The sequence below is a fragment of the Gordonia sp. PP30 genome, assembly GCF_023100845.1.
Classification (GTDB): Bacteria; Actinomycetota; Actinomycetes; order Mycobacteriales; family Mycobacteriaceae; genus Gordonia.
This window is the reverse complement of the sequence record NZ_CP095864.1, coordinates 2,318,714-2,338,257: the sequence shown is the minus strand read 5'-3', so window position 1 is coordinate 2,338,257 and position 19,544 is coordinate 2,318,714. Positions and strand designations below refer to the sequence as shown.

19 protein-coding genes are annotated in these 19,544 nt (G+C 71.0%); 18 read left to right on the top strand and 1 reads right to left on the bottom strand.

All coding sequences use genetic code 11. The features are described from left to right. The first annotated feature begins 19 nt into the window (after positions 1 to 19). The 10 genes from MYK68_RS10725 to MYK68_RS10680 all read left to right on the top strand — a co-directional run bounded on the left by MYK68_RS10725 (position 20) and on the right by MYK68_RS10680 (position 10,453). A complete protein-coding gene (locus MYK68_RS10725) occupies positions 20 to 1,330 on the top strand; it encodes a glycosyltransferase 87 family protein (RefSeq protein ID WP_247863636.1) in 1,311 nt (436 codons plus the stop codon). 82 nt (positions 1,331 to 1,412) lie between these two features. Next, positions 1,413 to 2,738 carry a glycosyltransferase 87 family protein gene (locus MYK68_RS10720; protein WP_247863635.1) on the top strand — a complete coding sequence of 442 codons (1,326 nt, stop codon included), beginning with the start codon at positions 1,413 to 1,415 and terminating at the stop codon, positions 2,736 to 2,738. 32 nt (positions 2,739 to 2,770) lie between these two features. Beyond that, positions 2,771 to 4,852: a threonine--tRNA ligase gene (gene thrS, locus MYK68_RS10715; protein ID WP_247863633.1), complete on the top strand. Its 2,082-nt coding sequence runs from the start codon at positions 2,771 to 2,773 to the stop codon at positions 4,850 to 4,852. Beyond that, positions 4,849 to 5,379, top strand: coding sequence for an ATP adenylyltransferase (locus MYK68_RS10710; protein WP_247863632.1), 531 nt, complete (start codon positions 4,849 to 4,851; stop codon positions 5,377 to 5,379). The genes thrS and MYK68_RS10710 overlap by 4 nt, the downstream gene beginning before the upstream one ends. Next, positions 5,376 to 6,056, top strand: a complete 681-nt coding sequence (gene pgsA / locus MYK68_RS10705) for a phosphatidylinositol phosphate synthase (protein WP_247863631.1) — start codon at positions 5,376 to 5,378, stop codon at positions 6,054 to 6,056. Before MYK68_RS10710 ends, pgsA begins: the two co-directional genes overlap by 4 nt. Beyond that, positions 6,053 to 6,949 (top strand): phosphatidylinositol mannoside acyltransferase, encoded by an 897-nt coding sequence (locus MYK68_RS10700; protein WP_247863630.1) that lies wholly within the window; start codon positions 6,053 to 6,055, stop codon positions 6,947 to 6,949. The genes pgsA and MYK68_RS10700 overlap by 4 nt, the downstream gene beginning before the upstream one ends. Continuing rightward, positions 6,946 to 8,070, top strand: coding sequence for a glycosyltransferase family 4 protein (locus tag MYK68_RS10695; protein WP_247863629.1), 1,125 nt, complete (start codon positions 6,946 to 6,948; stop codon positions 8,068 to 8,070). Before MYK68_RS10700 ends, MYK68_RS10695 begins: the two co-directional genes overlap by 4 nt. Before the next feature lie 14 nt (positions 8,071 to 8,084). Beyond that, positions 8,085 to 8,597, top strand: a complete 513-nt coding sequence (locus MYK68_RS10690; protein WP_247863628.1) for a LemA family protein — start codon at positions 8,085 to 8,087, stop codon at positions 8,595 to 8,597. A 183-nt stretch (positions 8,598 to 8,780) separates the two neighbouring features. After that, positions 8,781 to 9,629 carry a pyridoxal 5'-phosphate synthase lyase subunit PdxS gene (gene pdxS, locus MYK68_RS10685; protein ID WP_502798330.1) on the top strand — a complete coding sequence of 283 codons (849 nt, stop codon included), beginning with the start codon at positions 8,781 to 8,783 and terminating at the stop codon, positions 9,627 to 9,629. A gap of 41 nt (positions 9,630 to 9,670) precedes the next feature. Further along, the gene (locus MYK68_RS10680) at positions 9,671 to 10,453 is read left to right on the top strand and encodes a PP2C family protein-serine/threonine phosphatase (RefSeq protein WP_247863627.1); all 783 of its coding nucleotides are present in this window, start codon (positions 9,671 to 9,673) and stop codon (positions 10,451 to 10,453) included. Positions 10,454 to 10,542: 89 nt separating this feature from the next. Here the strand turns inward: MYK68_RS10680 and MYK68_RS10675 are convergent, their stop codons facing one another. Further along, positions 10,543 to 12,501, bottom strand: coding sequence for an acyl-CoA dehydrogenase family protein (locus MYK68_RS10675; RefSeq protein WP_247863626.1), 1,959 nt, complete (start codon positions 12,499 to 12,501; stop codon positions 10,543 to 10,545). A gap of 55 nt (positions 12,502 to 12,556) precedes the next feature. Between MYK68_RS10675 and MYK68_RS10670 the strand changes: the two genes are divergently transcribed. From MYK68_RS10670 to yajC, 8 genes are read left to right on the top strand one after another with little or no spacing between them, the layout of a single operon-like run. Next, positions 12,557 to 13,414, top strand: coding sequence for an acyl-CoA thioesterase (locus MYK68_RS10670; protein WP_247863625.1), 858 nt, complete (start codon positions 12,557 to 12,559; stop codon positions 13,412 to 13,414). Continuing rightward, complete coding sequence (pdxT, locus tag MYK68_RS10665) at positions 13,411 to 14,061, top strand: pyridoxal 5'-phosphate synthase glutaminase subunit PdxT (protein WP_247863624.1); 651 nt, start codon at positions 13,411 to 13,413, stop codon at positions 14,059 to 14,061. The genes MYK68_RS10670 and pdxT overlap by 4 nt, the downstream gene beginning before the upstream one ends. Continuing rightward, complete coding sequence (locus MYK68_RS10660) at positions 14,061 to 14,816, top strand: YebC/PmpR family DNA-binding transcriptional regulator (RefSeq protein WP_247863623.1); 756 nt, start codon at positions 14,061 to 14,063, stop codon at positions 14,814 to 14,816. The genes pdxT and MYK68_RS10660 overlap by 1 nt, the downstream gene beginning before the upstream one ends. A 57-nt stretch (positions 14,817 to 14,873) precedes the next feature. Then, positions 14,874 to 15,461, top strand: coding sequence for a crossover junction endodeoxyribonuclease RuvC (ruvC, locus tag MYK68_RS10655; RefSeq protein WP_247863622.1), 588 nt, complete (start codon positions 14,874 to 14,876; stop codon positions 15,459 to 15,461). Then, positions 15,458 to 16,054 carry a Holliday junction branch migration protein RuvA gene (gene ruvA, locus MYK68_RS10650; RefSeq protein WP_247863621.1) on the top strand — a complete coding sequence of 199 codons (597 nt, stop codon included), beginning with the start codon at positions 15,458 to 15,460 and terminating at the stop codon, positions 16,052 to 16,054. Before ruvC ends, ruvA begins: the two co-directional genes overlap by 4 nt. Continuing rightward, positions 16,051 to 17,142: a Holliday junction branch migration DNA helicase RuvB gene (gene ruvB, locus MYK68_RS10645; protein WP_247863620.1), complete on the top strand. Its 1,092-nt coding sequence runs from the start codon at positions 16,051 to 16,053 to the stop codon at positions 17,140 to 17,142. The genes ruvA and ruvB overlap by 4 nt, the downstream gene beginning before the upstream one ends. 37 nt (positions 17,143 to 17,179) lie before the next feature. Next, positions 17,180 to 19,078: a serine/threonine-protein kinase gene (locus MYK68_RS10640; RefSeq protein ID WP_247863619.1), complete on the top strand. Its 1,899-nt coding sequence runs from the start codon at positions 17,180 to 17,182 to the stop codon at positions 19,076 to 19,078. A 56-nt stretch (positions 19,079 to 19,134) separates the two neighbouring features. Next, positions 19,135 to 19,530 (top strand): preprotein translocase subunit YajC, encoded by a 396-nt coding sequence (gene yajC / locus MYK68_RS10635; RefSeq protein ID WP_247863618.1) that lies wholly within the window; start codon positions 19,135 to 19,137, stop codon positions 19,528 to 19,530. Positions 19,531 to 19,544 lie beyond the last annotated feature (14 nt).

Here is a 19,544-nt window from a genome sequence, read left to right as displayed (position 1 = left end):
GTCGCGTACTCTCCCTCCGGTGAAGTCGCGAGCGATCCCCGGCCCCCTCCTGGTGGGCGCGGCGGTGTCCGCCGTCGTCGCCGTGGCGATGGCGGTCTGGATGACCGTCATGGCGGGCTTTCCCGCGGCGGTCCTGGTGTCGGTCGACGTCGAGGTGTACCGGGCCGGCGGCCGCGCGGTCCTGCACGGTCTGCCGCTGTACGGGCCGACCGCGCCGGGCAGCAAGCTGCCGTTCACCTACGCGCCGTTCGCCGCCGTCGTCTTCGCTCCGCTGGCCTGGCTGCCGGCCTCGCTCACGGCCGCGGTCGGCGCGCTGACGAACCTCGCGTCGGCCGGTCTGGTCATCGCCGGGTCGATGACCGTGCTCGGCTACCGCCGGGATCGCCGGCTCGCGCTGTTCACCGTGCTCGCGATCCTCGGGTGCTACCTGCTTCAGCCGCTGTCGCAGACCTTCTGGCTGGGGCAGATCAATCTGATCCTGATGGCCGTGGTCCTCGCAGATCTGCTGTGGAGCGACGACCGGTGGCGAGGTGTGGGCGTCGGCATCGCGGCCGCGATCAAGCTCACACCGCTGATCTTCGTCGGCTATCTGCTCGTCACCCGGCAGTGGCGGACCGCGGCGACGGCGCTGGTCACCTTCGCCGTCGCCCTCGTCGTCGCCGTCGCGGCCCTCGGCGGGCAGGCCGCCCGGTACTGGACCGGCGCCCTTCTCGATTCGGGCCGGATCGGCGCCGTCGACGGGCACGGCAACAACTCGATCAACGGCCTGCTCAGCCAGTTGCTGCGGGTCGCCGACGTGGAACGGTACGCCCGGCTCGGGGACGGGGGGACGACGGTCTTCGCGGCGCCGACGTGGATGTGGCTGGCGGTCGCCGGACCGGCCGCGATCGCCGGTTTCTGGGTCGCCGCCCTCGCGCATCGGCGCGGCCGCGAACTGTTCGCCGTCACCCTCACCGGTCTGACCGGCTGCGCGGTGTCGCCGTTCTCCTGGGGACACCACTGGGTGTGGGTGCTGCCGCTGCTGCTCATCGCCGTCGACTGGGCCTGGCGGACCACCGACCGGGAGCGGCCGCTGAGCCGGCTTCGCTGGGCGGCGCCGGCCCTGATCGTCCTCACCGTCTTCCCGTACCCGTGGACCCGCGGGACCGGGCGCTGGACCTACAGCGGGATCTCCGGGCTGCCGCGGCCGGCGGCGGGCCACTGGTACACCTACCCGGTCGACACGGTGCTCGCCGGCCACTATTCGCTGCTGTGGCTCGCGGCGGTGATCGCCGGTTTCGTCGCGTACCGGACACGCGATGACCTGCGGTCCGTCCGGGTTGCGCGGTAGGGGTGATATGCGGGAGGAATCTGCGTGAAATGCTCGGCGCGCCCCCGTGATCGGGGTCGCCGGGCGGCGTAGTGTCGCGGCCGTGGCAGCACATTCGGTCGGGGTCGCGACGATACGGAGCATCCCGGCGGCGCTCGTCGGGGTGATCGCCGTGCTGGCCGTCGCCGCCGTGGTCTGGCACCTGTCCATCGGGACGGTCGGCGACATCCGCCACGGCCTGTTCGGCCCCGGCATCGACACCAAGGTGTACCGCGGCGGAGCGCGGGCGATCATCGACGGCACCCCGCTGTACGCCGGACCGGTGTTCGAGATCTGGCAGTTCACCTACCCGCCGTTCGCCGCCATCGCCATGCTGCCGCTCGGCCTGGTCAGCCCGCACCGCGCCGTGCTGGCGATGAATGCGGTGAACGTCGTCTGCCTGGTCCTGCTGGTCGCCCTGACCCTGCGCGGCCTCGGTTTCCGCCGGGACGGCCGGTTCTGGCTGGCCACGGTGCTGGCGGCGGTCGCGATGACCGCGCTGGAACCAGTCCGCGGCACCTTCGGCAACGGTCAGATCAACCTGGTGCTGGCCGTGCTGATCATCGGCGGCCTCACCCTCACGCGTGGGCCGTGGCGCGGTATCGGCATCGGGATCGCGGCCGGCATCAAGCTGACGCCGCTGTTCTTCGCCGCGTACCTGGCGGTCACCCGGCAGTGGAAGGCGCTCGTGGTCGCGGTGGCGACCTTCGCGGTCACCGTGGTGGTCGGGCTCGCGGTGATCCCCGGCCAGGCGTGGGAGTTCTGGACGGTCACCGTGCACGACACGTCGCGCATCGGGCCGCTGGCGTGGCCCGCCAACCAGTCGTTCAACGGGTTCTTCGTCCGGCTGGGTGCGCTGCAGGGCCTGTGGAACGCGCCGTCGTGGTTGTGGCTGCCGGTCGGCGTCGTGGTGGCGGTGGTCGCGCTGTTCGCGTCGTGGTGGGCCTGGCGGTGCGGGGCGACGATGCTGGCGATCACGATCACCGGCATGGCGTCGTGCGCGGTCTCGCCGTTCTCCTGGGGCCATCACTGGGTGTGGCTGGTGCCGTTGCTGCTGATCGGACTGGTGCAGGCCGTCGAGTCGGCGCGTCGTTCCCGGCCGGTGACCTGGCTGTGGTGGCTGGCGCCCGCCGCGGTGGTCGTTTTCGGGCTGACCTGGCCGTCGCACAAGTGGGACGGCCGCGTGTCGGTGCTTCAGTTCGGGATGTTCCGGCTCTTCGCCGATCCCGATCCGCACGGCTGGCGTGCGGTGGCCGCGGTGATCGCGTCGGGGAGCTACCTGCTGGTGTTGCTCGCCACGCTCGCGGTCACGCTGTGGTGGTGCGGCAGGCGCGACCCGATACGATTCAACGCGAACAGATCCGTCGGCGCCGGAGAACCCCTGCGCTGACGACCCGCGTCCAGCCCCGAGGAGTCCTCACCGTGCCCGACCACGCCGCACCCGACCGAGTCGCCCTGCCGGAAACGTTCCGGGTCCCGGCCGGCACTACCGCGGGTGAGGCCATGCGCGAGCTGGAACTCCCGAACAAGGGTCCGCAGGCCATCGTCGTCGTCGCCGAGACCGACGGCACCCTCCGCGATCTGTCGTGGGCGCCCGCCGTCGACACCGACGTCGTACCCGTTCCGGCGGACTCCGAGGCCGGCCGCAGCGTGATCCGGCATTCGGCCGCTCACGTCCTGGCCCAGGCGGTCCAGTCGATCAATCCCGACGCCAAGCTGGGCATCGGGCCGCCCATCACCGACGGCTTCTACTACGACTTCGACGTCGAGCAACCCTTCACCCCGGAGGATCTCAAGGCGCTCGAGAAGAAGATGAAGCAGATCATCAAGTCGGGCCAGCGCTTCTCCCGCCGCGTGTACGCGTCGAAGGACGAGGCGCGCGCGGAGCTGGCCGGTGAGCCGTACAAGCTCGAACTGATCGACGACAAGGGGGCCGCCGACGACGCCGAGGTGATGGAGGTCGGCGGGGGAGAGCTCACCGCCTACGACAACCTCAACCCGCGCACCGGCGAACGCGTCTGGGGCGACCTGTGCCGCGGCCCGCACGTGCCGACCACCAAGTACATCCCGGCGTTCACGCTGACCCGCAGCTCAGCCGCCTACTGGCGCGGCGACCAGTCCCTCGCCGACCTGCAGCGCATCTACGGCACCGCCTGGGAGTCGACCGAGGCGATGGACACCTACCTCGACCGGCTGGCCGAGGCGGAGAAACGCGACCACCGCCGGCTCGGCGCCGAGCTGGACCTGTTCAGCTTCCCCGACGAGCTGGGCTCGGGCCTGCCGGTGTTCCACCCGAAGGGCGGCGTGATCCGCCGCGAGATGGAGGACTACTCGCGCGAACAGCACGCCGCCGCCGGGTACGAATTCGTCAACACCCCGCACGTCACCAAGGGCCACCTGTTCGAGGTGTCCAAGCACCTCGACTGGTACGCCGAGGGCATGTTCCCGCCCATGCATCTGGATGCGGAATACAACGACGACGGCACCGTCCGCAAGCCCGGGCAGGACTACTACGTCAAGCCGATGAACTGCCCGATGCACAACCTGATCTACCGGTCGCGCGGGCGCAGCTACCGCGAGCTGCCGCTGCGGCTGTTCGAGTTCGGGTCGGTGTACCGCTACGAGAAGTCCGGCGTGGTGCACGGCCTCACCCGGGCCCGCGGCTTCACCCAGGACGATGCGCACATCTACTGCACGCAAGAGCAGATCGTCGAGGAACTGAGCGGCACCCTGCAGTTCGTGCTGCAACTGCTCAAGGACTACGGCCTGGACGACTTCTACCTGGAGCTGAGCACCAAGGATCCGGAGAAGTACGTCGGTTCCGACGAGGTGTGGGAAGAAGCGACGGAGACGCTGCGCCAGGTCGGCGAGGCGTCCGGCCTGGAACTGGTCCCCGATCCGGGCGGGGCCGCGTTCTACGGCCCCAAGATCTCGGTGCAGGTCAAGGACGCGCTGGGGCGCACCTGGCAGATGTCGACGCTGCAGCTCGACTTCTTCGAGCCGGAGCTGTTCGAGCTGGAGTACACCGCGTCCGACGGCACCAAGAAGCGCCCGGTGATGATCCACCGCGCGCTGTTCGGGTCGATCGAGCGGTTCTTCGGTGTGCTCACCGAGCACTACGCCGGTGCCTTCCCGGTCTGGCTGGCGCCGGTCCAGGTGGTCGGCATCCCCGTCGCCGACGCCTTCGCGCCGCACCTGCAGTCCGTCGTGAACCGGCTCCGCGGCCGCCGCGTGCGCGCCGAGGTCGACCACTCCGACGACCGCATGCAGAAGAAGATCCGCACCCACACCACCGCCAAGGTGCCGTTCATGCTGCTCGCCGGTGAGCGCGATGTCGACGCCAACGCCGTCAGCTTCCGCTTCCGGGACGGCACCCAGCTCAACGGGGTGCCGGTCGACGATGCGATCGTCGCGATCGACGAGTGGGAGGAGTCCCGCCGCAACGATTCGCCGTCCGCCGAGACGATGCAGGAGTTCCTGGACATGGCCAGGAAACGGCGATGACCGACCTGCTGCAGCGGCTGTGGACGCCGCACCGGATGAGCTACATCACCGAACCGCCGCGCGCCGCGGCGGACGGCGAGGAGCTCTCCGGGCACCCCTTCCTGGACATCCCGCGGATGTCCGACGAGGACGGACTCATCGTGCGGCGCGGGGAGAACGTGTACGCGGTGCTGAACCTGTACCCGTACAACCCCGGCCACACGATGGTGGTGCCGTACCGGCAGGTGGCCGCGCTGGAAGACCTCACCGCCGCGGAGTCGGCCGAGCTGATGGCGTTCACCCAGCAGACCATCCGGGTGATCAAGTCGGTGTCGAACCCGAATGCCTTCAACGTCGGCCTGAACCTCGGATCGGCCGCGGGCGGTTCGCTCAGTGAGCACCTGCATCAGCACGTCGTGCCCCGATGGACCGGGGACGCGAACTTCATCACCGTCGTCGGCGGCACCAAGGTGATCCCGCAGCTGCTGCGCGACACCCGGCAGTTGCTGGCCGACGCCTGGTCCGACCTGGAGGAGGAGGGCCGGTGATCAGCTTCAAGGGGCGCCAGGTGGTGTCGGCGGTGACTGATCCGCTGGGCCGGTCGTTGCTCAAGATCGGGTTCACGCCCGATGCGATGACCGTCATCGGCACCGTCATCACGGTGGCCGCCGCGATCGGGCTGTTCGGCCCCGGGTACCTGTTCGCCGGTGCCCTGGTGTGCTGGGCGTTCGTCATGTTCGACATGGTCGACGGCGCCATGGCCCGCGCCCGCGGCGGCGGCACCCGTTTCGGATCGGTGCTCGACGCCACCTGCGACCGGATCGCCGACGGCGCCATCTTCGGGGCGCTCGCGTACTGGGCGGCCTTCACTCATCCGCACCGGTGGCTGCTGATCGCCACGCTGATCTGCCTGGTCACCTCGCAGGTGATCTCCTACGCCAAAGCGCGCGCCGAGGCCGCCGGCCTGCAGGGCGACGGCGGGCTCATCGAGCGGCCCGAGCGGCTGATCATCGTGCTGGTCGGCGCCGGTTTCACCGACTTCCCGGGCCTGCACTGGTCGTGGGCGATTCACGTCGCGATGTGGGTGCTCGCCGCGGGCAGTGTCTTCACCGTCGGGCAGCGGATGTGGTCCATCGCCCATTCGCCGGGGGCGCGCGACCTGATCCCGATGGCCCCCGCGGCCGGCGACGGCCCGGGCCCCGGCGAGGCGGAGCCGCAGTCGTGACCTGGCAGGAGCGCGCCGCCGACCTCGGCTACCGGGCCGGCTGGGCGGCCGTCCGCCACGCCCCCGAACGACTGGCCCGGAGCGTGTTCGACGGCGCGGGCACCGTCGCCGGCCGACGCCACGGCGGACCGCAGCAGCTCCGGAAGAATCTGGCCCGGGTGATCGGCACCACCCCGGACGAGGTGCCCGACGATCTCGTCGCCGAGGCGATGCGGTCGTACGCGCGATACTGGCGCGAGGCGTTCCGGCTGCCGACCACCGATCCGGCGGCCATCGTGGCGAACACCACCCTCTCTCCCGGGGGCACCGAGCGGGTGGCCGAGCTGGCCGAGTCGGGCCGGGGCGTCGTGTTCAGCCTGCCGCATTCGGGGAACTGGGACACCTGCGGCGTGTGGCTCGTCGCCCACCACGGGCAGTTCGCCACCGTCGCCGAGCGACTGAAGCCGGAGTCCCTGTTCGACCGCTTCGTCGAGTACCGCGAATCCCTCGGTTTCGAGGTCTTCCCGCTGACCGGGGGAGAGCAGCCGCCGTTCGAGGCGCTGGCGCAGCGGCTCCGGGCCGGCGGCATGGTCTGTCTGCTCGGCGATCGCGACCTGTCGCGGCACGGTGTGCCGGTCACCTTCTTCGGTGAGCCGACCCGGATGCCGGCCGGCCCGGCCAAGCTCGCCCTCGACACCGGCGCGGCGCTGCTCGCCATCCACCACAGCTTCACCGGCCCGGACACCTCCTATATCCGGGTGACCGACGTCGAGGTCGACGACGTCGCCTCCGCCACCCAGCGCGTCGCCGATGCCTTCGAGGAGGGCATCTCGGCGGCGCCCGCCGACTGGCACATGCTGCAACCGCTGTGGGAGGCCGACTGGTCTGCCGAGCGCCGGGAGCGGCTGGCGTGAAGATCGGGATGATCTGCCCGTACTCGTTCGACGTGCCGGGCGGCGTCCAGGCGCACGTCATCGAGCTGGCCGAGGTGTTCATCCGCCGCGGACACGAGGTGCGCGTGCTGGCCCCGGCCGCGCTCGACACCGAGCTGCCCGACTACGTCGACTCCGCGGGTCCGGCGCTGGCCATCCCGTACAACGGCTCGGTGTCCCGGGTGAACTTCTCGCCCAAGGGACTGCATCGGCTCCGCAAGTGGATCGCCGACAACGAGTTCGACGTCCTCCACGTGCACGAGCCGAACTCGCCGAGCCTGTCGATGCTGTCCCTGATGGTCGCCACCGGTCCCATCGTCACCACCTTCCACACGGCCACCACCAAATCGCTGTGGCTCTCCGCGTTCGACAGCATGCTCCGGCAGTTCCGCGAACGGATCTCCGGCAAGATCGCGGTGTCCGAACTGGCCCGCCGCTGGCAGATGGAGTCGCTCGGCAACGACGCGGTGGAGATCCCGAACGGCATCAACGTCGCCCAGTTCGCCGACGCCGAGCCGCTCGACGGGTTCCCTCGCGCCGGCCGCACGCTGCTCTTCCTCGGCCGCTTCGACGAACCGCGCAAGGGCGTCGACATCCTGATGCGCGCGCTGCCGCGCATCGTCGAGCGGTACCCCGACATCACCGTGCTGGTGGTCGGCGGCGGCAACGAGAAGGCCCTCGCGCGCCGCGCCGGCGATCTCGCCCCGCACCTGCGGTTCCTCGGCATGGTCGACGACCAGACCAAGGCGCGGGCGCTGCGCAGCGCCGACGTCTACGTGGCCCCCAACCTCGGCGGCGAGAGCTTCGGCATCGTGCTGGTCGAGGCGATGGCGGCCGGCGCGGCGGTCGTGGCGAGCGACCTGGTCGCGTTCTCCCGGGTGCTCGACGGCGGCGCCGCGGGACGCCTGGTCGAGACCGGATCACCGTCGGCCCTGGCCGCCGCCGTGATCGACCTGCTCGACGACGACGCCGAGCGCGCCGCACTGGTGGAACGAGCGCGCCGTCGTGCCGACCGGTACGACTGGTCGCGGGTCGCCGACCAGATCCAGAAGGTGTACGAATCGGTCACGCTGGGCGCCGGCCCGGTCGTGGTGTCGGACTGAGACGGGGGAGAGGAATGGACGCGGCAGACTGGCTGACGGCCGTCGTGATCGTGGTGGCCGCCGCCGCGGTGATCTGGCTGGCGATCCTGGCGGCGACCCGGGCGACGCGTCTCAATCGCCTCAACATCCGGGTGGATCTGGCCCGCGCGTCGGTGTTCGCGGCGCTGGACCGCCGTGCCGTGGTGGCCCGGGCGATCGCCGCCTCGACGGCCGATCCGGCGGTCGCCGCCGTCCTGGCCGGCGCCGCCGACGCCGCCGAACACGCCGAGCCCGCCGACCGCGAGGCCGCCGAGAATCACCTGGCCACGGTGCTCGCACAGACCGATCCGGTGGATCGTCCGGCCGCGCTCACCGCCGAGCTGGCCGACGCACAGGCCCGCGTCAGTATCGCCCGCCGGTTCTACAACGATTCGGTGCGCGACGCGCGCACCCTCGGCTCCCGGCGGATGGTGCGGATTCTGCACCTGGGCGGTCATGCGACGCTCCCGGAGTTCCTGGAGATCAGCGAGCGTGTCGCCCCGGACTGAACCGCACCAGGTTTCCGGCGACCCGGTCTGCGCGGCCCGGACCGTCATCGGGAATACTGGTTCCACACCGGAGACCATGGCTCTCCGAACCAGGTGACGACTTTTCCGAACATCAGGAGCAACCGAGTGACCAGCGAGACCACGAACATCCCCGCTACCGGCACCGCGCGCGTCAAGCGCGGAATGGCCGAGATGCTCAAGGGCGGCGTGATCATGGACGTGGTGACGCCCGAGCAGGCCAAGATCGCCGAGGACGCCGGTGCCGTCGCGGTCATGGCCCTCGAGCGCGTGCCCGCCGACATCCGCGCCCAGGGCGGCGTCTCGCGGATGAGCGACCCGGACATGATCGACGGCATCATCGAGGCCGTCTCGATCCCGGTCATGGCGAAGGCCCGCATCGGGCACTTCGTCGAGGCGCAGATCCTGCAGAGTCTCGGCGTCGACTACATCGACGAGTCGGAGGTCCTGACCCCCGCCGACTACAGCAACCACATCGACAAGTGGGCGTTCACCGTGCCCTTCGTCTGCGGTGCCACCAATCTCGGCGAGGCGCTGCGCCGCATCACCGAGGGCGCGGCGATGATCCGCTCCAAGGGTGAGGCCGGCACCGGCGACGTCTCCAACGCCACCACCCACATGCGCAAGCTGCGCGATCAGATCCGCTGGCTCGGCTCGCTGCCGGAGGACGAACTGTACGTCGCCGCCAAGGAACTGCAGGCGCCGTACGAGCTGGTCGCCGAGGTGGCCCGCGAGGGCAAGCTGCCGGTGACCCTGTTCACCGCGGGCGGTATCGCCACCCCGGCCGACGCGGCGATGATGATGCAGCTCGGCGCCGAGGGCGTGTTCGTCGGGTCGGGTATCTTCAAATCCGGCAATCCGGCACAGCGCGCGGCGGCGATCGTCAAGGCGACCACCTTCCACGACGACCCCGACGTGCTGGCTCAGGTCTCGCGCGGGCTCGGCGAGGCGATGGTCGGCATCAACGTCGACGAGATCCCGCAGCCGCACCGCCTGGCCGAACGCGGCTGGTGATCCGCGGGCGCCGGGCGGCCGCGAAGCGAAGAGGAGACGAGATGAGCGAGCCGGTGATCCTGCGGGACGTCGCTGCCACGGGCCTCGACGAGGCCGCGGGCCTGCGTCTGGACTGGGCGGTGGCCTGTCACGTCGGCAGCATCCGCCCGGCCAACGAGGACGCCGCGCTCGCACTGCCGGGCCGCTACCTCCTGGCCGACGGCATGGGCGGGCACGAGAGCGGTGAGCTCGCCAGCGAGGCGGCGCTGCAGACGCTCGCGTCCGCCCCGGTCGGGGTATCTCTCGCGCAGACCTCCGGCGCGCTGGAAGGTCTCCTCGTCGAGGCACAGGACCGGATCGGCGGTCTCGACGCGGAGACCGCCCGCCGGGCGGGCACCACGGCGACCGGCGTGGTGCTGGCCGTCGAGCACGACGCCCCGCACTGGGTGGCCTTCAACATCGGCGATTCGCGCACCTATCTGATCAGCGGTGGCCGGATCAAGCCGGTCAGCGTCGACCACTCGCAGGTGCAGGAACTGGTCGACGGCGGTTTCCTCACCCCGGCGCAGGCGCGGGTCGATCCGCGCCGCAACGTCATCACCCGGGCGCTCGGTGCCGGAATGGCCACCCCGCGTGCGGACTACTTCGCCTTCCCGGCCGTGCCGGGCGACATCGTGCTGCTCTGCTCCGACGGCCTCAACGGCGAACTGACCGACGACGAGATCCTCGCCGCCGTCACCGAGACGGATTCGCTCGAGGAGGCCGCCGAGGCCCTGGTGGAGTGCGCGAACATCAGTGGTGGCCACGACAACGTGACGGTCGTCCTGGTCCGCGTCGCCGAATAGCCAGGCTGATCGAGCGAAGTCGAGATCACTGCGTCCAGGTCGGTGGTCTCGACTGAGCAGTGGGTCGAGCGGAGCCGAGACCTCGACCGTCATGGGGCGGTCGCGGCGTCGCTGGTCAGCATCGGGACGTCCAGGGCGACGGCGGGGACGCCGAAGGCATCGACCAGGTCGCCGGCGACCGGGCGGAGGCGGGCGCAGAGGTCGTTGACGCCGCGGCGGATGGCCTTGGCACGCTCGACCGACACGAAGCGGTGCATCAGGAACCAGCCCAGGTCCGCTTCCAGCGCGGAGTAGACGAACAGGTCGCGCACCGTCTCGAGGGTGTCGCGGACCGGGGAGTCCTTCGGCAGCCCGGCGAGGGCGGCCTGCATGCTCTCCAGCGCGATCCGCTCGATGTGCGCCGAACCGGCCTTGATCAGGTGGTCCTGGGTGGAGGTGAACACCTCGAAGGCGTCGGCGTCGTCGTCGGAAGCCCGGCGCAGGCGCGCCGCCGCGGTGCGCACCAGATGATCCTCGCGCCCGGTGAACAGCGCGAGCTGCGCCGAATAGTGACTCAGGTCGCTGTCCTCGGGGGCCTCGTCGGAGTCGTCGCGGACGGTCTGCACCAGCTGCCGCGCACCGGTCTTCTCCAGCGCGACATCTCGCGCCATCGAGGCGACGAACCGCACCCAGCCTGCGGCGTCGAGGTGGTCGATGTCGGCGGCGTAGTCGGTCAGCAACTGCTTGGCGGCCAGTTGGGTGAGAACGAGGTTGTCGCCCTCGAAGGTGGTGAACACGTCGAGGTCGTCGCGGATCAGCGGCAGCCGGTTCTCGGCCATGTACCCGGCGCCGCCGCACGCGGTCCGGGCCTCGATGCCGGCCGTCGACGCCAGCGAGGTGTGTCCGGCCTTGATCGCCGCGGCCTTGGCCTCCAGCCGCCGCACCGCGTCCGGGTCGGCCTCGTCGGCCGGCCGGACCTGCAGTTCGTGGAGTTCCTCGGTCACCTCGTTCTGGGCCAGGGCGAACGCATAGGCCCGGGCGACGAGGGGCAGCAGGCGACGCTGGTGGGCGCGGTAGTCGAGCAGAAGCAGTTCACCGTCGTCGCCGGGTCCGGCGAACTGCCGCCGCCGCAGCGCGTATTTCACGGCGAGGGTCAGGGCCAGCCGCCCGGCCGCGCCGCCGGACGCGCCGACGGTGACGCGCCCGCGGATCAGGGTGCCGAGCATGGTGAAGAAGCGCCGGTTGTCCGACTCGATCGGACTCGAATAGGTGCCGTCCGCGTCGACGTCGGCGTAGCGGTTGAGCAGCGCGGTGCGCGGGACGCGGACGTGATCGAACAGGATCCGGCCGTTGTCGACGCCGGGCAGCCCGCCCTTGTAGCCGCAGTCCGAGGTGGTGACGCCGGGCAGATCGGCGCCCTCGTCGTCGCGCAGCGGGACTACGAAGCAGTGCACCCCGCGCCCGGCCGGTTCCTCGCCGGGACCGCCGGTGATCAGCTGCGCGAAGACCGCAGCGTACCGCGCGTGCAGGGCCGCGCCGCCGATGTAGTCCTTGCGTGACGACGGCGTCGGCGAATGGATCTCGAACTCGCCGGACTCCGGCAGATAGGTGGCCGTGGTCTCCAGCGCCTGCACGTTGGAGCCGTGCCCGGTCTCGGTCATCGCGAAACACCCGAGGACGTCGAGGTCGATCAGGCGCTGCCGGTACTCGTCGTGGTGGCGCTGCGTGCCGAGGTTCTCGATCGCACCGCCGAACAGGCCCCACTGGACGCCGGCCTTGACCATCAGCGACAGATCGCCGTAGCCCAGGGTCTCGATCGCGGTGACCGCGGCCCCCGGATCGCCCGGCCCGTCGGTGCTCGGGAAGCCCTGCGCCGGGAAGCCGAGCGGCACCATCGCCGCCATCAGGCCGAGCATCCGCTCGCGGTACTCGGCGAGGGACAGACCGTCGAGGGGAACCAGGTGTTCGTCCTCGATGTGCCGCCGGACGATGTCGCGGGTGGCCGCCCAGCGGCCGTCCAGCACCTCGCGCAGACCGGTGGACAGTGTGGAACCCGTGTCGGAGGTCATGGGCTCCAACGTACCGGCCCCGATCGGCCGCGGCCGGGGTGCGATAATTCCTCCTGTGCCGAGTATCGAAGAGATCCTAGCCATCGAGCGGATCGACAACGACATCTATCGCGGCGGAGTGTTTCCGAGCGTGCTGCGCCGCACCTTCGGCGGCCAGGTGGCCGGGCAGGCGCTGGTCGCCGCCACCAAGACCGTCTCGCCGGAGTTCGAGGTCCACTCTCTGCACGGCTACTTCCTGCGGCCCGGGAAGTCCGATCAGCCGGCGATCTTCCTGGTCGACCGGATCCGCGACGGGCGGTCGTTCGTGACGCGGCGGGTGACCGGCGTGCAGAACGGCGAGGCGATCTTCTCGATGTCGGCGTCCTTCCACGTGACCGGCGACGAGGGGCCGCAGCACCAGGACACCATGCCGTCGGCCGGCGATCCCGAATCGCTGCCCGACCGCAAGGACGACCCCGACGAGACGGTCCGCTCGCTCTACCAGGAGTGGGAGAAGTTCGACGTGCGGATCGTTCCGCGAGAAAAGCTCCAGGTCAACGGCTTCTTCGCGGCCCAGCAGCGGGTGTGGTTCCGGCACCGCGATCCGCTGCCCGACGATCAGCTCCTGCACGTCTGCACGCTCGCCTACATGAGCGACATGACGCTGCTCAGCTCCGCCGCGGTGCCGCACCCGAGCACTCCCGCGCAGACCGCGTCGCTCGATCACGCGATGTGGTTCCTGCGGCCGTTCCGCACGGACGACTGGCTGCTCTACGACCAGACCTCGCCGTCGGCGGGTGGCGGCCGGTCGCTGACGCAGGGCCGGATCTTCGACCCGTCGGGCCGGATGGTGGCGGCGGTGACCCAGGAGGGGCTCACCCGCACCAACGTGCCCGCCGACCAGGTCTCGATCATGAAGAAGGGCGATTCGTGACGCCGACGATCGGTGTGCTGGCACTGCAGGGCGACGTCCGGGAGCATGCCGCGGCGCTGCGGGCCTGCGGCGCCGAGGTGATCCCGGTACGGCGGGAGAGCGAACTGCGCGCCGTCGACGGGATCGTCATTCCGGGCGGCGAATCGACGACGATGAGCCGCCTGCTCGATGTCTTCGGCCTCGGTGACCCGCTTCGGGACGCGCTGGCCGGCGGACTGCCCGCCTACGGGTCGTGCGCGGGCATGATCATGCTCGCCTCGCAGGTGCTCGACACCCGTTCGCACGGCGCGGGCAGCGAACTGCGCGGTGACGACCGGCTGGCCCGCGGCCTCGGCGGTATCGACATCGCGGTGCGCCGCAACGCCTTCGGGCGGCAGGTGGAGTCGTTCGAGTGCGACCTCGAGTTCACCGGCATCACCGGCCCCGGAGACGACCCGCTGCGGGCGGTGTTCATCCGGGCCCCGTGGGTCGAATCGGCCGGGCCGGACGTGCAAGTCCTGGCCACCGTGCCGGAGGGCCCCGCGGCGGGGCGTATCGTCGCAGTTCGGCAACGGGACGTGATCGCCACGTCCTTCCATCCGGAGGTCACCGGGGATCTGCGGGTCCACCAGTACTTCGTCGACATCGTCAAGGAAGGGAGAGCCTGATGAGCGGCCACTCCAAATGGGCTACCACCAAGCACAAGAAGGCGGCCATCGACGCCAAGCGCGGCAAGATGTTCGCCAAGCTGATCAAGAACATCGAGGTCGCCGCGCGCACCGGCGGCGGTGACCCGGCCGGCAACCCGACGCTGTACGACGCCATCCAGAAGGCGAAGAAGTCGTCGGTCCCGAACGACAACATCGAGCGCGCCCGCAAGCGCGGTGGCGGCGAAGAGGCCGGCGGCGCGGACTGGCAGAACATCACCTACGAGGGCTACGGCCCGAACGGCGTGGCCCTGCTCATCGAGTGCCTCACCGACAACCGCAACCGCGCCGCCACCGAGGTGCGCACCGCGATGAGCCGCAACGGCGGCAACATGGCCGACCCCGGGTCGGTGAGCTACCTGTTCACCCGCAAGGGCGTGGTGACCCTGGAGAAGGGCACCCAGACCGAGGACGACGTCCTGATGGCCGTGCTCGACGCCGGTGCCGAGGAGGTCAACGACCTGGGCGAGAGCTTCGAGGTGGTCTGCGAACCGACCGATCTGATCGCCGTGCGCACCGCGCTGCAGGAGGCAGGCATCGACTACGACGCCGCCGAGCCCGACTTCCGCGCCTCGGTCGAGGTCGCGGTGGACGCCGACGGCGCCCGCAAGGTGATGAAGCTGATCGACGCCCTCGAGGACTGCGACGACGTGCAGGACGTGTACAGCAACGTCGACATCAGCGACGAGGTCCTGGCCGAGCTCGACAACGACTGACCCGAATGCGCTAGAATCTCGAACAACTGTTCGCAACAGGTCGAGAGGTGGCCGCGGGTGCGTGTGATGGGAGTCGATCCCGGGCTGACGCGGTGCGGTATCGCGCTGGTCGAGTCGGGCGCGGGGCGCAGCGTCGTCGCGCTCGACGTCGACGTGGTCCGCACCCCGGCGGCGATGGAACTGCCGGAGCGCCTGATGGCGATCTACGCCGCCGCGCAGCACTGGATGGACACGCACGCGCCGGACGTCGTGGCGGTGGAGCGGGTCTTCGCGCAGCGTCAGGTCAGCACGGCGATGGGCACCGCCCAGGCCGCCGGGGTGGTGGCCCTGGCCGCGGCGCAGCGCGAGGTCCCGGTCCGGTTCCACACGCCCAGTGAGGTCAAGGCCGCGGTCACCGGTTCCGGCCGCGCCGACAAGGCGCAGGTCACCATGATGGTCACCCGGATCCTCGGCATGCAGCAGGCACCCAAGCCCGCCGACGCGGCCGACGCGCTGGCCCTGGCCATCTGCCACTGCTGGCGCGGGCCGGTCAACGAGCGCATGGAGGCCGCGGCCGAGCAGGCGCGGGCGGCGCAGGAGGCGCACCGCCGCAGGCTCGCGCAGGCCCAGGCGGAGCTGGCACAACGGAAGGCGGGGGCGCGGTGATCTCCTCGGTACGCGGTGAAGTGGTGGACATCGCACTCGACCACGCCGTCGTCGAATGCGCCGGCGTCGGCTACCGGGTGCTGGCGACACCGCCGACGCTGGCCACTCTTCGCCGCGGCGAGCAGGTCCGGCTGATGACGGCGATGATCGTGCGCGAGGACTCGATGACGCTGTACGGCTTCACCGATCCCGACGCGCGGGAGCTGTTCGGCGTGCTGCAGACGGTGACCGGCGTGGGTCCGCGCCTCGCGATGGCCACGCTCGCCGTCCTGGAACCCGACCGGCTGCGCCGCGCGCTCGCCGACTCCGACGTCAAGGCGCTGACCGCGGTGCCCGGTATCGGCAAGCGCGTCGCGGAACGCCTGGTGGTGGAACTGCGCGACAAGGTCGCCGCTCCCGCCGGCGATCCGGGCGTCGCGCTGCCCGGCACGGCGGCCGGAGTCGGCGCCCAGGTGACGCAGGCCCTCGTCGGCCTCGGTTTCACCGAGAACGCCGCCGCGCAGGCCGTCTCGAAAGTCCTTGCCGGGCAACCGGATGCGGACTCGCAGACGGCGTTGCGGGCCGCACTCGCCGGGCTCGGGCCCCGCCGATGACCGGCGGCTTCGGCGACGGGAACTTCGGCGACGAGGAACTGCTCGCCCCGTCGATCGTTCCGGGCGACTCCGAACTCGACGCCAGCCTGCGGCCCAAGACGCTGGCCGACTTCATCGGCCAGGCGAAGGTCCGCGAACAGCTGGAACTGGTGCTGCACGCCGCCCGCAACCGCGGCCGCACGCCCGACCACATCCTGCTCTCCGGCCCGCCCGGTCTGGGCAAGACGTCCCTCGCGATGATCATCGCCGCCGAGATGGGCGCGGCCATCCGTATCACCTCCGGCCCGGCGCTGGAACGCGCCGGCGACCTGGCCGCGATGCTTTCCAACCTGGTCGAAGGCGACGTCCTCTTCATCGACGAGATCCACCGCATCGCCCGGCCCGCCGAGGAGATGCTGTACCTGGCGATGGAGGACTTCCGGGTCGACGTCGTCGTCGGCAAGGGACCCGGCGCCACCTCCATCCCGCTCGACGTGGCGCCCTTCACGCTGGTCGGCGCCACCACCCGGTCCGGCGCCCTCACCGGCCCGCTGCGCGACCGCTTCGGTTTCACCGCCCACATGGAGTTCTACGAGACCGCCGAACTGGTCCAGGTCCTGCGCCGATCGGCGGCCATCCTCGGCATCCCGCTGGCACCGGAGGCCGCCGTCGAGGTCGCCGGCCGCTCACGCGGCACCCCCCGCATCGCCAACCGGCTGCTGCGCCGCGTCCGCGACTACGCCGAGGTCCGCAGCGACGGCACCGTCGATCTGGCTGCTGCACACGCAGCACTCGCCGTGTACGACGTCGACGGACTGGGCCTGGACCGGCTCGATCGTGCCGTCCTGGGCGCCCTGGTCCGCGGCTTCGGCGGGGGACCGGTCGGGGTGTCGACGCTGGCCGTGGCCGTCGGCGAGGAACCGGCCACCGTCGAGGAGGTCTGCGAACCCTTCCTGGTGCGCGCCGGGATGATCGCCCGCACCCCGCGCGGCCGGGTCGCCACCGCCGCCGCCTGGCAGCACCTCGGTCTGACCCCGCCGGCCGGCGCCCTGAACCAGACACTGGGCGTCCGCGCCCGGGAGGACACCCTCTTCGACGACGGGATGTGACGGGCTTGCGGCTGGGGTGCGCCGTATGCTCACTCCCGTGGAACCGTTGCGATCGGGTGAGATGTTCGCCGGCTACCGGGTCGTCCGGCTGCTCGGCGCCGGTGGCATGGGGGAGGTGTACCTCGTCGCGCACCCGCGGCTGCCCCGCCACGATGCGCTCAAGGTCCTGGCCCCGCAGTCGGTGGCCGACCCGGGATTCCGGGCCCGGTTCCTGCGTGAGGCGGAACTGGCGTCGTCCCTCACACACCCGGCGATCGTCCATGTGCACGACCGGGGAGAGACCGACGGCCGCCTCTGGATCGCGATGGAGTACATCGACGGCGACGACCTCGACGCGCGAGTCCGTGCGAGCGGCCCGCTGCCGGCCGCGACGGTGGCGTCGATCGTCATGACCATCGGCGACGCTCTCGATCGGGCCCACGCCCGCGGTCTGGTGCACCGGGACGTGAAGCCCGCCAATATCCTGCTGTCCCGGGACGGGGACGTGCACCTGACCGACTTCGGGATCGCGTATTCCGAGGCGACCTCGGCCGTGACCGGATTGACGGCGACCGGCACGGCGGTCGGCACCCTCGCCTACGCGTCGCCCGAGCAACTGAGTGATCGCCAGGTCGGCGGCGCGAGTGACCAGTACTCACTGGCCTGCACGGCCTACCATCTGCTCACCGGCGCAGCTCCGTTCACCGGCAGCAGCGCGGCCGTCGTGATCGGGCGCCAGCTCACCGAGCCGCTGCCGTCGGTGCGCGCCGCCCGGCCTGATCTGCCGCCCGGTGCCGACGCCATACTGGCCCGTGCCACCGCCAAGGAACCCGCACACCGATACGGCTCGACCGGGGAATTCGGCGCCGCGCTCGCGGAGGCGCTGACCGGCTCCCCGGAGCTTCCGCAGACGGCACCCAGGCGACCGGCGCTCACCGAGACGGCGCCCACCGCGAACATCGCGGCGGCCACGATGGCCGCGGCGCCGGCCGGTCCGCGCCGTGCGGCCGTCGCTCACGGCACCCCCGTCCGTACACGCCGACGGCTGTGGTGGGCGGTCGTGGCGGCGGCGATCGTGGTGGCGGCGATCGTCATCGCGGCGGTGACGCTGGTCCGCGGCGACGGTGACAGCGGTGGCGAGCGATACGCGGTGACTCTGACCCTGACCACCGACGACGGGGGAGCGCCGTCGAATGAGCAACTCGACGCCACTCGCCGGGTGATCGAGGAACGCGCGACGCGCGGCGGCCGGGTGACCGACGTGGTGACGGTCGCCGGATCGCCTGCCCGCATGGAATACACGGTCGCCGGCCTCGACGCGCCCGCGGTGCGGATGCTTGCGGCACCGTCCGCGCTCTACATCCGCCCGGTCCGGGACTCTGCCCCCGTCGTCGCACAGCCGGCCCCGCAGACAACGGGCCCGCAGACAACGGCGTCACAGACAACCACGAGCGAGGCCGCGCGCGCAGCCCGCCAGGCGCCGGCGACGGCGAACGCCGCGCAGTTGCAGCGACTGCGCGAGGAGATGACGCGTCTTCACTGCTCGGCGCTGGCCTATGACCCGCTGGCCGGCCACGACGACCCGCGCGACTACTTGGTCACCTGCGATACGCGGGAGCAGGCGGTGTATCTGCTGGCCCCCGCGATCTTCGGGGGCGGCCCGGTCGCCGCGGCCTCGGCGAGCCAGAACGGTGCCGGTGAGTGGGTGGTGACCATCGAATTCCCCGTGGAAACCGCGCTGGAGTGGGCCGACTACACCGCCCGGCACGTCGGTGAGCAGGCCGCGTTCACGCTGGACGGCTCGGTGCTCTCGGCGCCCGTCATCCGTGCGCCGATCCACGGCGCTACCGAGATCAGCGGCGACTTCACCCGTGAGCAGGCGCACGCTCTGGCCGCTGACCTGCGGTCGGGAGCGATGCCGCTGCGGGTCTCCGCGAGCGAGGTGACCCGCAGGTAGCTCCGGCCGACCCCGCGGCGGGGAGCAATGGGGATGCACCTGGCACTATGGACGCCATGGATCGACTCTTTCTGCCCCTCATGCTCGCGCTGCTGGTGGCCTTCATGTTCATCAGCTTCCGGAACAACAAGAAGCGCCAGGCCGCGCAGGCCGAACTCAAGGCGCAGGCGGTGCCCGGCGCTCGCGTGCAGCTGAGCTGCGGTCTGTACGGCACCGTGGCCGCCGATCACGGCGGGGAGACCGTCGAGATCGAGATCGCCCCGGGTGTCGTGACCACCTGGAACCGGCTCGCGATCCGCGACGTCCTCACCGAACACGCCGACGATGCCGACACGGATACCGCGGATGAGCAGGAGACCATCGACGACGAGTTCACCGAGATCGCAACTCACGACGCCGAGAACGACGACGCGCCGCCGTCGGGCGACGACGCCACCGCGAAGGACAAGTAGGCTTTCCGCCCGTG

Excerpts from the sequence above, each read along its gene's own strand:
- MYK68_RS10710 (WP_247863632.1), top strand. The coding sequence starts at position 4,849 with ATGACCGACCTGCTGCAGCGGCTGTGGACGCCGCACCGGATGAGCTAC.
- MYK68_RS10690 (WP_247863628.1), top strand. The coding sequence starts at position 8,085 with ATGGACGCGGCAGACTGGCTGACGGCCGTCGTGATCGTGGTGGCCGCC.
- pdxS (WP_502798330.1), top strand. The coding sequence starts at position 8,781 with ATGGCCGAGATGCTCAAGGGCGGCGTGATCATGGACGTGGTGACGCCC.
- MYK68_RS10680 (WP_247863627.1), top strand. The coding sequence starts at position 9,671 with ATGAGCGAGCCGGTGATCCTGCGGGACGTCGCTGCCACGGGCCTCGAC.
- MYK68_RS10675 (WP_247863626.1), bottom strand. The coding sequence starts at position 12,501 with ATGACCTCCGACACGGGTTCCACACTGTCCACCGGTCTGCGCGAGGTG.
- MYK68_RS10660 (WP_247863623.1), top strand. The coding sequence starts at position 14,061 with ATGAGCGGCCACTCCAAATGGGCTACCACCAAGCACAAGAAGGCGGCC.
- ruvB (WP_247863620.1), top strand. The coding sequence starts at position 16,051 with ATGACCGGCGGCTTCGGCGACGGGAACTTCGGCGACGAGGAACTGCTC.
- yajC (WP_247863618.1), top strand. The coding sequence starts at position 19,135 with ATGGATCGACTCTTTCTGCCCCTCATGCTCGCGCTGCTGGTGGCCTTC.